Below are 13598 nucleotides of genomic sequence, written 5' to 3' on the forward strand. Positions count from 1 at the left end.
TACTGTAACATGAACATAAACTTATGAGCTATTTTTTTATCCATTTTTAAGTGTTGCACTTAATATGATAATTCATCATATAAAAAAAACATATTATTTATCATTTCAACTTTGTTAATTCATTAACTTAATTATTTATAAAGATTTAGTGTCGATAGAAAAATCATACTATCAACACTTTATCTTATCTTTTATTTAAATTTTATAAATCAGAATAGTATTTAGCTTTTACTTCTTCTACTGGCATCTCTTGTCCCATAAATAATTTAAATGCTTCAACACCTTGATATAATAACATACCTTTTCCGCCTACAACTTTGCAACCAGCTTTTTCAGCGTCTAATATCATCTTAGTTTTAATTGGATTGTATACTACATCTGTAACTACTAAGTCTTTTCTAAATACGCTAGTATCTTTTATATTTGTTTCATTATCATAAGGTTTCATACCTATTAAAGTTGCATTTGTAAGTATATCACTTGTTTTTATTTCTTCATATAATTTTTCAGTATCATCTATATCAAATAAATTTACTACACATTCTGGAACTTCTCTTTTTATAGCTTCGACAGTATTTTGTGCTTTTTCAAAGAATCCATCTTTTTTATTGAATATAGATATTTCTCTAGCTCCGTCTAAAGCAGCTTGTACTTGTATAGCAGTTGCAGCCCCTCCTGCACCCATTATAGTCATTTTTTTGCCTTTTATATCGACACCATTTTCTTTTAAGTTTCTTACATAACCTTTACCGTCTGTTATATCACCTATTAATTTTCCGTCTTTGTTTATTATTGTATTACAAGCACCGATTATACGAGAAGCTGGAGATAATTCGTCCATATATTTAGCAACTTCACCTTTACATGGCATTGTAACATTTCCGCCTTTCATATTGAAAGTTCTAAAAGCATTTACAGCATCTTCTGTTTTTTCTACAGGTATGTCAAATGCTAAATATCTATAATCTAAATCTAATATTTCAAAACTATAATTGTACATTGCAGGTGAGCCTGAATGTCCTACTGGTGACCCTATTAATCCTAATAAACCTGTTTTACCTGATATTTCCATTTCAATTCCTCCGATTCTTGATATCCCCCATATTGCTATGCCATCTTATCCCTAAAACGACTTTGGCATTGGTGTTTAGAGCCCCCACTCTAAACACCAACCAAGTTTGCAATTATTAAACTATATCAGAAATTTAATTATTTATTATATGCTTAAAGCTACATTTAATGCTTCTTCTGTTGCATTTAAAGCTCTTCTCGCTCTAACTGCATCCCCTATAACATAAGTTTCTTTTACTATATCTTTTAATGATTCACTTATTGGATCATAATTTCTAGATCCCATTGCAAGTACAACTGAATCAAATCCTCTTACTTCATGTACAGAACCATCTGCTAATTCGTATTTAACACCGTCAGTATAGAATTCTGCAACTTTTGCACCTGTTATACTTTCTACCTTGTGTTTATCGAATGCTTCCATGATGTATTTTCTATGTTCTTTAGCTACATCACCAGCTATTTTATCTTTAAATTCTATTATTGATACTTCGTGTTCTTGTTCAGCTAGGAATTCTGCAGTTTCTGCACCTACCATTCCTCCGCCTACTACTAAAACTTTTGTACCACAGGCTTTTTGCCCATCTAATAAATCTATAGCATTTATTACGCCAACATCATTTATACCTGGTATTGGTAGTACTAATGGAGTTGCACCTGTAGCAACTATACAAACGTCTGGATTCATTTCTTTTATAAATTCTTCAGTTGCTTCTGTATTTAATAATACTTTTACTCCATATTCATTACATCTTGCTATAAAGTTGCGAACTAAATTAGTTATATCGCCTTTTCCTGGTGGGTATGCAGCAAGTCTCATTTGACCACCTAATGTATATGATTTTTCAACTAATGTTACGTTGTGTCCTCTTAAAGCACTTACCCAAGCAGCCTGCATTCCGCCGACTCCACCACCTATAACTAATACATTTTTAGGTTCTTTAGTCATAGTTAATTCGCCTTCACGTCCTAATAATGGATTTGCTAAACAAGTTATTGGTTTACCTTGGAACATATTTGGAACACATCCTTGTAGACATGCTATACATGGTGTCATAAGCTCTAATTTGCCATCTCTAGCTTTGTTTGGTGTTTCTGGATCAGCTAAACTTTGACGTCCAAATGCCACTAAATCAGTTCTTCCTTGTTTAACCATTATGTCAGCATATTGTGGCTCAGTAAAACGACCTACAGTTATTACAGGAATATTTACTACTTCTTTTATACTTGATACTAAATCTGAAGAAAATCCTCCATGTATAGTAGTTGGTGCCCACATATATTCATCATTTAAGTGAGTTGCACGAGATACATGTAGAGCATCTATTTTACATACTTCTTCTAAATAAACTGCTACTGCTGTACTATCTTGTACACTAAGTCCGCCTAAAACATCATCTTGTGCATTTATTCTGGCTAATATAGCTATTTTGCCTTCTGTTTTCTTTCTTATATTTTCTATTATTAAACGAGGTAATCTCATTCTATTTTCAAAACATCCGCCAAATTCATCTACTCTTTTGTTAGTTCTAGGTGATATAAATGTACTTACTAAATATCCATGTGCACAGTGAAGTTCAACTGCATCTATTCCTGCTTTCATAGCACGTAAAGCTGCATCTCCATAAGCTTCAATTATATCGTATATTTCTTCAGTATTTAGTATTTGTGGCGTTGGATGACCATCTTTTGATGGTATTGGTGATGCTGCCACTATTGGATATCCTGCTATAGCTTGATTTACATCAGGACCTGCATGTTGAAGTTGTACAGAAACCTTTGCCCCTTCAGCATGACATGCATCTATTACATTTTTAAAGCTATCTATTACGCTATCATCAAATAGACAAGGTTTTCTAGGACCACCTTTTGATTTATAATAAACAACGCTAGATTCAATAGTTATAAGACCAAATCCACCTTTTGCTCTTGCAGCATAATAATTTTTAGATTTTTCGCTTAAAGTTCCATCTGTATTTGCAAAGTTGTTGCCCATTGGAGGGACAACAAATCTATTTGGTACATTCATAGGACCTATTTGTATAGGCTTAAACATATTTTCAAAATTCATAATATTACCTCTTCCCTATTTAAGTTAATTTTAATTTGTAAGATTTCAATTTTTAGTATTTTATATCTATTTAAAAATTCTCAATATATATTTAATAAATGATTATTATTTTTTAATATCTACATTTAAACTTTATATTATTAAGCTAAAACTTCTGGCCAAGCTTCTTTTAAAACTTTTACTGCATTGTCATATGTATATTTAGCTGCAAAATCTACACCTTTTTCTACATATTCATCACATATAACTTCAACACCTACTGCATTTGGTTTAACACCTTTTTGTTGTAACATTTTACAAAATCCTGCAGTATCTCCATATCCACACCCTGGAGCAACTCTATCATGCATTGACTCATCTCTTAAAACTTCTTTTGCATATGGTCTAGCTTGAACATCATTTATTTGAACTGATACTATTTTATCTGCTGGTATCATATCTATTACTTTTTCAAATGGTTGGTTTGCTCTTACCCAGTGCCATGTATCTAATATTATTTTTGCATTATCACAACCAGATGCTTCTACTACTTTCCATCCTTTTTCTAAGTCTGGTATACCACTGTATGGCATTGGTTCAACCCCTATTATTATGTCTTTTGCTCTTAAGCATAATTCTTTTAATTTTTGTGCTGTATGTTCTATTGAGTAGTTTTCCATTAGACCACAGTTTATTTGTTTTACACCAAATAATTCACACATTTTGAAGCAAATTTGTTCTTTCATTTGTTGTTCTAATGTTCTCTCATCATCAGCCCATAAAGTTATATACTCTACTTCTGTTACTTTCATATCGTGTTTTTTTAATATATTTAATATATCTTCATCGTGTAATCCTTCTTGTAATGCTGCTATATAATTTTCAGCTCTTAAACCTATTCCTTCATATCCAGCATTTTTAGCTGCGATTACTCTTTCTTCAAAAGTTACCTTTGTTCCTAAAGTATAAGAACTTACTGTTAATGGATGTTGTTTTGACATATTCTATTCCCCCTTATTGTACATTTGTTTAAAATTATTTTTTATTCTTTGTTAATTGTTTGTCGTTTTATTTTGCATTTTTTCTTTGATTTATCTTATGTTTAAATGTTATCACAGTATTTTTTATATGACTAATTGATAATAATCTATCAATTTATTGATTTTATATATAATTTTTAGTATATTAGTTTTATAAAATCTATACTTATGATAAATAATTGTTTGAAATCTTTTATTTATCTTTATTAAAGTGTTAAATAAAAAACACTCTTTAAATTTTAAATATAGATTAAAAAGGGGGAATAAGCTTGAATTTATATCATTTAAGATACTTTGTTACTTTAGCAAAGCTAGAACATTATACTAAAGCTGCAGAAGAGCTCTGTATTACTCAACCAAGTTTAAGTCATGCCATTTCACTACTTGAAAAAGAACTTGGTGTCACATTATTTCAAAAAGAAGGACGTAATATTGTCCTTACAAAATGCGGGAAAATTTTTTTAGAAAAAGTGAAAGAATCATTAAAAATTCTTGATGATAGTGTTCTTGAACTTAAATCTATAAGCAACGGGGAAGGCTATATAGATTTAGGATTTTTACGTACTTTAGGTACAAACTTTGTACCTAGGCTAAGTAAAAGCTATATTGAGAATAATCCAGATAAAAAAATTAATTTCAATTTTCATACTGAAACAACTACTGCTGATCTAATAAAATCATTAAAAGAGCAAAAATACGATATGATATTTTGTTCAAAATCAGAAAAAGAAAAAAATATAGAATTTATACCTGTTTCTGCTCAAAAATTAGTTCTTATAGTTCCGTCAAATCATGAATTAGCTAAATATGACTCAATCACTTTAGAGCAAACAGTTGAATATCCTCAAATTGTATTTAGTTCAAAGAGTGGACTTAGACAGATTATAGATAATTTATTTGATTCAATAGGTAAAAAACCTCAAATTACATATGAAATAGAAGAAGATCAGGTAATTGCAGGATTAGTTTCTAACAACTTTGGTATTGCAATAGTACCTTATATGCCTATTTTAAAATTTATGGATTTAAAGACTATTGAAATAAAATCACCGACATGGGAAAGAAACTTTTATCTAGCTGTATTAAAAGATAAAACGCTTACCCCGATTGCAGAGAATTTCAAATCATTCGTAATTGAAAATTATACATTAGATTAAAAAAAAGGATGACTAATCGAGTAGTCATCCTTTAAATTATAAAAAATAATAATCATTTCTTTAGAAATTCTAAAGTTAGTACACAAATAAATATACCTATTTATATAGTATAAATAAGTTTATATAATTTATCAATACAAATAATGTAGTTTTATAGATATATTAACTATCTATAGTATTTATCTATATATTTGGATATTTTTAAAAATATTTTCTATCATTGCGAGTTTAAGCTCATTAAATTTGTAAGTTTATTTAAATTAAATACTTTTCTATATTATATATATATCTATAGAAATTATCTATAAAAACACCCTTTATTAATAATTTGTTTTATAGATAATTATAATGTAGAATTAAATCATAAAAATAAATGGTAAATATTAAGGAAATATAAATCCCATACAAAACGAAATATTTTTAAATCAAATTATTGTATTTAAAAATATTCCCCAATAAGCTTAGTACAAATCTACCCTAGATTTGTACTTTTTTTTAATTCTTTTTTAATATTTAGCTTCTAGTAATTTATCATACCTTACATATAGTTTTATAGACTTTTCTACTTCCATATTATTTTTTTCTAGATTTAAGATGAGGCATATTATGTTTGAACTTTCCTTTTTTATACGTATACTTTTTACATAGTCTCCTATCTCATATCCACCAGTTTCACTAGCATTATTTGATCGCAAAGTATTTATAAATAATTTCTTTGATGATTTTTTATAACTTATTTCTCTATTTTTTAAAGCTATATTGTTTTCATTTTCACTATTTTTGAAATTTAACTTTATTGATAAAACATCGTATTCTTTTCCTAGCTCTAAATTTTGTATTGTCTTTCTATCTATTGTCGTTATACTTATTATATTCATACTTTCTTCGATTAAAGGAGTGATTTGAGAAGTTATCTCTTCTGTCTGTTGGCTTAACTCAATTCTATCTTCAATATTTTTATTAGCTCTATTTATAACAGCCATAATACTTAATAGACATGTTATTATTATAGACATTATAAATACAGATATGATTATTTCTAATAAGACGTATCCACTTCTTTTTCTCATTTGTATATACCTTCTTTTATTAGTATACGTCCGCTCGTAGGTACTATTGTTATATCTGTATAATTGTCTTTTTTTATTATAGTTATAGTTGTTCCTCCTTTATAAAATCCACCTTTTGTATTAAAAAGTATTTTACTTGTAGGGCACGCAAGTTCAATTCCCTTAGGTAAAAATACTTTTTTAGATTGTCTACCTTCTTCCATTAATATATATCCTTCACAATTATTTTCTTCAATAAAAAGCATATACACTTTCTCATTTCCTATTTTATTAATCTGCCTTATATATCTAATATCTGTCGTCATCTGCTTTATAAACGAGTTTATTTTGTAATTTGATAAATCTAACTTAACAAATGATACTGTGCCTATTAAAGCTAATAACGTAATTCCTATTATAACTTCTATAAAAGTCACATTCCTTCTTTTTTCATATCTATACCTCCTTACTTTCATATATTATTACTAAATCGCTTGGTTGTATCTCTTCTACTTGTTTTATCTCATCTGTATTTCCTAAATTTTCGTTTTCTTCGCTTACTATATCTTTTTTATCTGTTTCTATTTCTATATTATTTTCACTATTTTCTTGAAGATAATTTTTAGCACTATCATTATTATCTTCTATATTTTTATCTTCTAAACTTGGATCATCTTGATTTATTGTATATAATTCTTGTGAGTTTTGTATTTCTTGTGAACTTTCGTTATTTTCTACTATTGTATCTTTTGGAAATGGATTTTTTATCTTTATATACGCAACAATAGTTTTAATAAATTTGTTATAAGATACGCTACTTTCAATTTTATAATAAATATAATTTTCGGAATTTGTATTTATCCTTGTTATATTGCATTTTTTATTATCTAGTGATGTATCTGATAAATCATTTATTTTATTTATAAATTCTGATGAATTATCAGATATAAAATGTGAGTTAAAACTTTCATAATCACCACTTTCGTCCAGTGCTATTTTTACTTCCTTTAAAATATTTGAATAAATTATTTCTATTTTACTTAAACACTGTTCCTTTAAGTATATTTCTTCATCATTATACTTTGTATATTTAATATTGCTCATGACAATAGATGTGCAGTTTATTGCAATTATATTAACAAGTAAAAATACAAATACTGTTACTACTAGAATTGAGCCTTTATTTTTTCGTGACATATGATTTAATATTTACACTCCTGTCTATTGATTTTACTTCTACTACAATTTCATAACAATTATAGTGACTGTTTTTTTTGATAAGTTTATTAATTTTAAAATTATCTACATTTAATGTTTGACTTCCTATATTAATTTTCTCATTGTACTTAATATCGTATTTTATCTCATTTAAATAATTTTGTGCTAAATTTAACATTTCTAAGTGTTCTTCATTTTGATTTAATAAATTAAAGCTGTTGTTCATAGAAAAACTTATCATATATGTAATTATTGATAAAATAACCAGACTAATAATACATTCTAATGTTGTAAAACCACTTCGTTTCAATCTATTCATTCCTTTTTATATGAATTATTTCCATATATTTGTTTTATATACAAAAATAAGAGAATAATTTTTCAATCATTCTCTTATCAAAAAATATTAATTTATAAATTATAAATTTTTTTAAATTCTTCCTCTATAAAATTATCACCGATAAATATATTCGATTTATTGTGATAATATTTTTTATCGTCTATACTTTCTAATTGAATACTTATATCGTTAAATTTATTTTTTATTTGTAAATCACCATTATATAAATTTAAGACTAATTTACAAAGTAAAATGCTCGTATCTATTATTTCTTTTTCCTGAGGATTGATATTTTTTATATTATCTTTACTGTCGTGATATATATGTATATTGATTTTTTGTCTATTCTTATTTATATCAAAATTTATCACTTCTTTCTTATCTGAACACTTATACATAATTGATAATAATCTAGTTATTACTTTACTTATATTGTGTGAATCTATAAAAGTAAATATTTCTTCTTCATTTGTATCGAATATTATATCTACACCTTTATATGTATTTAATCTTATTACTATATCTTCTAGTATTTCAACTATATTGTAATAATTTCTATTATCTTTATAAGACTCTAAGTTTAGTTTTTCAAGCGAAATCAAATTATCAATCAACGTCATCAGTATTTGTATATTCTTTAATTCTTTATTTAATAAGTTTACTTGTTCAATTTCTACAATATTGTTTTTTTCACAAAGAGATCTTGTGAGTTGATTTTTTAAGTATATTAGGTTGACTGGTGTTTTTAATTCATGCGATAAATTTATTAAAAATTCATTTTTTAATTTTTTACTGTATGTATCTTCCTCCATCTTTTTCTTAATAATTTTGTCTTTAACATTTTGTGTTACATCTCTAAAAACACCTATAGTTATATTTTTTTGATTTATATTCAATACCATATTTGCAAATTTTAAATATACATCCTCATCTAAACAATTTTTTATTTTCTTATTTTTAAATGTCATATTAAAAGACATATCACAATAAGTTAAGTCAGATGAATTTATTAAGTCGTACATATCTGATATTTTCAATTTATGTTGTTGTAATATTTTATCAAAACTCTTATTAGTATATTTTATTTTGTTAGTATTGTGGTCTAGTACAAATACAGCTTCTGATATTATATCGACAAATAATTCATATTTTTTCTTTGTTAAATTCATCTTATCCACTAGAGATTTTTGTTCTGTCATATTTTTCAAAACAATTAAGTTGTGTTTTTTATTTTCAAGTTCAATTCTATCTATATAAAAATTTTTATTATATTTGTCTATAGAGTATTCTATATTACCTTTTATATTTTTATCCAAGATAATATTCATCATATTTTTATCATATATAGAGTCTTTATTTTGGTATATTATTTTATTATCTTTTTCTAAAATTATATCATATGGTATGTTTTCAACTATATTCTTAAATCCTGTATAAGTTGTGGTATAGTCTTGTAAATTACTTTGTAATGAAATATTAGTTTTTACTAATAATATCCCCATAGTTCCTTCAAGTAAGATGTTTGGATATAGATTATATTTACTATATTCATTTTCACTTTGCTTTAGTTCAAACTCTAAATCCTCACAACTATAAAGTGTATTATATATATTTTCTAATATGATTAAATTATCGGTATTATTTTTATCAAAGAAAGTTTTAAATCTCTTAATTTTATATAAACTCATCTCTCCAAACACATATTCATATACATATGTTAGTGTTTGGTCTATAAAATATAGCTTAGTATTTGAGTTTAGTAGTAGCTCTTTAAAGCTATCAATATTTTTATTTAGTATATTTTCTCTTTTTATATTTTCTTGTCTCAAAATATATAGTTTAGAATTATATATTTTTGTATTTATATTTAATCTATATGATTTTGCTTTTATATTTTTATATCTGCTATATACATTTTTATAATATAGTTTTGCACTTTTACTAAATACTAAAACTAAAATTACCATATCTAATAAGTTATTCATATATAAGCTTCTTTGTTGTACTCTCAAAATCAAATCAACTAAAATAAAAAATATATAAACTCCTATTATTTGTTTTTTGATAAATTGTTGTTTCTTAAAATAATTTATTATTATAAAAAATACAACTATGCTGCTGTATATATCGACTATATCTTTGTTGATTTTAAAATATTCGAATAAAATGCTAGTTATCTGTAATATAAGAAATGTAGTAAGAAGTATCATCCTAAACTTTATTACTTTTTTATTTTTTTTAACTAAAGTAAATCTATTTATAATCAAACAACATATGCATATAGCAATAGTAAATATTTTTATACAATGAATCACCATATTTCTCCCTCCCTATTTCAGCTATGAACAATATATAGTTACATATATTTATGCTGGGTATATATCTGCAAATTGTATATCTACAAATTCTTTTTTTATACAGATATCTTTTTTATATTTATTTTTTAAGAAAGAATTTTCTGTATTTCTTATTAATATTTTAAATTCACTGCCTTTATTTAACTCACTATCTACATTTAAATAGAGATCTTGTATTTCAGCTAGCTGCTTTACTAAATAAAGCCCCATACCCATACCTTCTGCCAATCTAGATAGACCTCTATCTATTTGTTCAAAATTTTCAAATATAAAATTCATTTGGTCTTTTGGTATACCAATTCCACTATCTTTTATGCTAATTACTATAAAATCTATTTTTTTCTCTACTGATATTTTTATTTTTCCACTTTTATCAGTAAATTTTATCGCATTAGATAAGATATTTAATATAATCTTTTGTAATTTTACACTATCTAGATAAACTAATATTTCATCATCACTAAATTCTAATTCTAAATTTAGATATTTTCTGTCTATATAGTATTTAGATAGTATCGATATATCTTTTAGCAATTTGACAACATCAAATACAACATAATTCAAATCGTATGAAAGATTTTCTATATCCATTATGTCATTTATATTATCCAAAACTTTTTTTAATCTATATAAATTTTTTCTTACTAAATCAACATGGTTTTTTATTATTTGAGAGTTCACATTCTTTTTCATAATTGTGTTTTCATATAACATATTATCGACTGGATTTTCTATTTTATCGACTACATCTATGCAAAATTGTGTTTTAAATTCTTCGGTTTGCTGTGTTTTTTTCAATCTTTCTCTTATATCTTGTATCTTTTGATTATTTTCTAAAATTTTAAAAACAATAATATATACATTTTCACTTTTTATATCTGTTATAACTATGGATGCATTTTCTTTTTTATTTAAATTAATTATTTTTTCATTATCAAAATCAACTGAATGCAGATATTCATCTACAATATTATTAAATTTATCTATCCCTATTTTTTTAAATTGCTCTATCATATATTTATTTTTATAAATATATTTTTGAGTAGTTTTGTCCATTATGACAATACCATCTGGAAGTGTTTCTAATAATACTCTGTATATTGTCTCTCTTTCTTCTATATCCTCCATGAGTTGTTGACTTTGTGTTATATCAGAAAATATTATTAATTTTAATTCTTTATTATCAATATTTAATAAGCTCTGTGATACTTTTAAACTTTTATTTTTATAAGTTTTTGTATACCATATACTATTTTCTTTATTGAGTTTATTTGATGAGATATTTTTTATAAATTTATCTCTTTCCACACTCGATATATACGGTAGTAAATCTTCTATTGAATATATCTTATCTTTTATGCTTAATATGTCTTTTACTTTACTGCTTATATAGTCAATCTTATCTTTATTAATAATAAGAATGCCATCATCCATAACTTCAATTAGTTTTTTATAGCTATTTTCATTAAATGTTATTTTTTCTTTTTCTTTATAAGTGCTTTTTAAATTACAAAACTGAACAACCTTGAATTTTTTGTTTTGGTTTATTAGTTCTACTGCATTTAATAAGTAGGCTTGTCCTTTGATTGAGTTTATATTCATATCTAAAACTCTTTCTTGTGAGTTTATAGTATCAATAATTTCTTTTGGGTTATAAAAGCTTTTTCTAAAAAAACTTTCTACATGTAATTTATCAAAATCTCTTTCTTTGAATAGTTTATTAAATTTATTATTTGTGTACTTTACGATATTATTTTCTAAAATTAATATTGGAAATTTGCATTTTGATAAAGAAATGTCAAATATATTATTTAATTGTTCTTCTTTTTTATCTAATTTATCATTATTATCAACTTCGCTTTGGATCTCTTTAATTAAGCTCTGTATATATCCTTCATTCATCTTTGCTTTTACTTTAATATATGAGAATTCGTTATTTACCTTTGCAAAAATCTTGTATCCATATATATACAAAGTTATTAAATTTACTGCTATATCTAAAACTAAACTAATCATAGTACTATAGCTTATCAAAAATAATCCAGTCGAGTTTATTACTATCAATAAAATCTTCTTAAAGCTATTTGACTCTAAAGAATTTCTATTAATTACGAGACATAGTATTTTTATTACAAATAAATATCCTAAACTAATACCATAATTATTAAATAGACCATTTACAGCTAGATTTATAAATAATATTGACTCGATAAAATATACCATTGCAAAGCATATGTAATGTAATTCTCTTTTTAAATAATAAATAAATACAGACATTATAATTATAGTAGTAGTTATTACAAAATTAATATTATTTAATAATAAAATTTTATCTGATGTGTTCATAATCTATCCCCCATTTATCATTTAATATATTACATAAACTTAAACATATTTACGTAAATCTTAATTAAAAAATAATTTTTTCCAATATACTTCAGCGTTTACTGTTGTACTTTGTTTGTATACTTAATATTAGCATATTAAATATAAATAATTTGTCATTTTATGAACTGTAAGTATAAATAATGTGCGACAAAAAAAGCCTTAAATAAGGCTTTTTTCTATTTTTAATTCTTTTTTCAATTTTTTCAATGCTTTTTTTTCAATTCTAGATACATAAGATCTAGATATATTTAATTTTTGAGCTATTTCTCTTTGTGTCTTATAGCCATGCGGTGTAAGTCCGTATCTTAGTTTGATTATTTCATTTTCTCTTTCAGTTAAAATTTGTTCTATCTTTTCATAAAGTTTACTTATTTTCATTTTTAGTTCTACTTTATCTACTATATAATCTACGTCAGTTCCTAATATATCTATTAAACTTATTGCATTTCCTTCTTTGTCTACTCCTATTGGATCTTGTAATGATACCTGCATCTTGTTTTTTTTATTACTTCTTATATTCATTAAAATTTCATTCTCTATACATTTTGAAGCATAAGTAGCAAGCCTTATTCCTTTGTCTACATTAAATGTATCTATTGCTTTAATAAGACCTATAGTCCCTATGGATATCAAATCATCTAACTCTTCACTAGAATTATTATATTTTTTAGAAATATGAGCTACTAATCTCATATTTCTTTCAACTAAAACTTCCTTAGCTTCTTTATTATTCTCATTTTTTAATAAATTTAAATAATATACTTCTTCTTCAGGGGTTAATGGTTTTTCAAATGATTTAATAGTAGTCAAGGCGCCACCCCCTTAATCAACTGTCATTTTAAATTATATGATTTATTGATTCAGAAGTTTCCGTTTTCGATGTAAAAATTTTATTTTATAAAGTAAAATTTTTATAACATTGACTTAC

Annotated in this window: 11 protein-coding genes; 1 reads left to right on the forward strand and 10 read right to left on the reverse strand. The window is 25.0% G+C overall.

Annotated elements, in window-relative coordinates; translation table 11 throughout:
• Nucleotides 1–202 precede the first annotated feature (202 nt).
• From aroE to ABCM86_RS06270, 3 genes are all read right to left on the reverse strand, one after another.
• Complete coding sequence (gene aroE / locus ABCM86_RS06260; protein WP_343003730.1) at nucleotides 203–1078, reverse strand: shikimate dehydrogenase; 876 nt, start codon at nucleotides 1076–1078, stop codon at nucleotides 203–205.
• A 138-nt stretch (nucleotides 1079–1216) separates the two neighbouring features.
• Entirely contained in the window at nucleotides 1217–3142 is a 1926-nt protein-coding gene (locus ABCM86_RS06265) for an FAD-dependent oxidoreductase (RefSeq protein WP_343003695.1), read from the reverse strand.
• 140 nt (nucleotides 3143–3282) lie between these two features.
• Nucleotides 3283–4122: a sugar phosphate isomerase/epimerase family protein gene (locus ABCM86_RS06270; protein WP_295572562.1), complete on the reverse strand. Its 840-nt coding sequence runs from the start codon at nucleotides 4120–4122 to the stop codon at nucleotides 3283–3285.
• Between the two features lie 308 nt (nucleotides 4123–4430).
• Here ABCM86_RS06270 and ABCM86_RS06275 point away from each other — a divergent pair, with 308 nt between their 5' ends.
• Nucleotides 4431–5318 (forward strand): LysR family transcriptional regulator, encoded by an 888-nt coding sequence (locus ABCM86_RS06275; protein WP_195930845.1) that lies wholly within the window; start codon nucleotides 4431–4433, stop codon nucleotides 5316–5318.
• A gap of 506 nt (nucleotides 5319–5824) precedes the next feature.
• On the opposite strand, the gene ABCM86_RS06280 is transcribed toward ABCM86_RS06275, so the two are convergent.
• From ABCM86_RS06280 to sigK, 7 genes are all read right to left on the reverse strand, one after another.
• Nucleotides 5825–6388, reverse strand: coding sequence for a hypothetical protein (locus ABCM86_RS06280; RefSeq protein WP_195930846.1), 564 nt, complete (start codon nucleotides 6386–6388; stop codon nucleotides 5825–5827).
• Nucleotides 6385–6804, reverse strand: a complete 420-nt coding sequence (locus ABCM86_RS06285; RefSeq protein WP_195930847.1) for a hypothetical protein — start codon at nucleotides 6802–6804, stop codon at nucleotides 6385–6387. Before ABCM86_RS06285 ends, ABCM86_RS06280 begins: the two co-directional genes overlap by 4 nt.
• Before the next feature lie 19 nt (nucleotides 6805–6823).
• Complete coding sequence (locus ABCM86_RS06290; protein WP_195930848.1) at nucleotides 6824–7564, reverse strand: hypothetical protein; 741 nt, start codon at nucleotides 7562–7564, stop codon at nucleotides 6824–6826.
• Nucleotides 7548–7895: a hypothetical protein gene (locus tag ABCM86_RS06295; RefSeq protein WP_343003696.1), complete on the reverse strand. Its 348-nt coding sequence runs from the start codon at nucleotides 7893–7895 to the stop codon at nucleotides 7548–7550. Before ABCM86_RS06295 ends, ABCM86_RS06290 begins: the two co-directional genes overlap by 17 nt.
• A gap of 101 nt (nucleotides 7896–7996) precedes the next feature.
• Nucleotides 7997–10243 carry a hypothetical protein gene (locus tag ABCM86_RS06300; protein WP_295572557.1) on the reverse strand — a complete coding sequence of 749 codons (2247 nt, stop codon included), beginning with the start codon at nucleotides 10241–10243 and terminating at the stop codon, nucleotides 7997–7999.
• Nucleotides 10244–10291: 48 nt separating this feature from the next.
• A complete protein-coding gene (locus tag ABCM86_RS06305; protein ID WP_343003697.1) occupies nucleotides 10292–12628 on the reverse strand; it encodes a sensor histidine kinase in 2337 nt (778 codons plus the stop codon).
• 201 nt (nucleotides 12629–12829) lie between these two features.
• Nucleotides 12830–13480 (reverse strand): RNA polymerase sporulation sigma factor SigK, encoded by a 651-nt coding sequence (sigK, locus tag ABCM86_RS06310; RefSeq protein WP_195930416.1) that lies wholly within the window; start codon nucleotides 13478–13480, stop codon nucleotides 12830–12832.
• Nucleotides 13481–13598 lie beyond the last annotated feature (118 nt).

Origin of the sequence: Clostridium sp. 2218st1_F5_2218SCRN_220325, assembly GCF_039062665.1 — a bacterium.
Lineage (GTDB): Bacteria > Bacillota > Clostridia > Peptostreptococcales > Peptostreptococcaceae > Intestinibacter.

Bases quoted from the DNA above. Each gene is read 5' to 3' on its own strand.
- ABCM86_RS06290 (WP_195930848.1), bottom strand. From the start codon at position 7,564: ATGTCACGAAAAAATAAAGGCTCAATTCTAGTAGTAACAGTATTTGTA.
- ABCM86_RS06280 (WP_195930846.1), bottom strand. From the start codon at position 6,388: ATGAGAAAAAGAAGTGGATACGTCTTATTAGAAATAATCATATCTGTA.
- ABCM86_RS06300 (WP_295572557.1), bottom strand. From the start codon at position 10,243: ATGGTGATTCATTGTATAAAAATATTTACTATTGCTATATGCATATGT.
- ABCM86_RS06270 (WP_295572562.1), bottom strand. From the start codon at position 4,122: ATGTCAAAACAACATCCATTAACAGTAAGTTCTTATACTTTAGGAACA.
- ABCM86_RS06305 (WP_343003697.1), bottom strand. From the start codon at position 12,628: ATGAACACATCAGATAAAATTTTATTATTAAATAATATTAATTTTGTA.
- ABCM86_RS06265 (WP_343003695.1), bottom strand. From the start codon at position 3,142: ATGAATTTTGAAAATATGTTTAAGCCTATACAAATAGGTCCTATGAAT.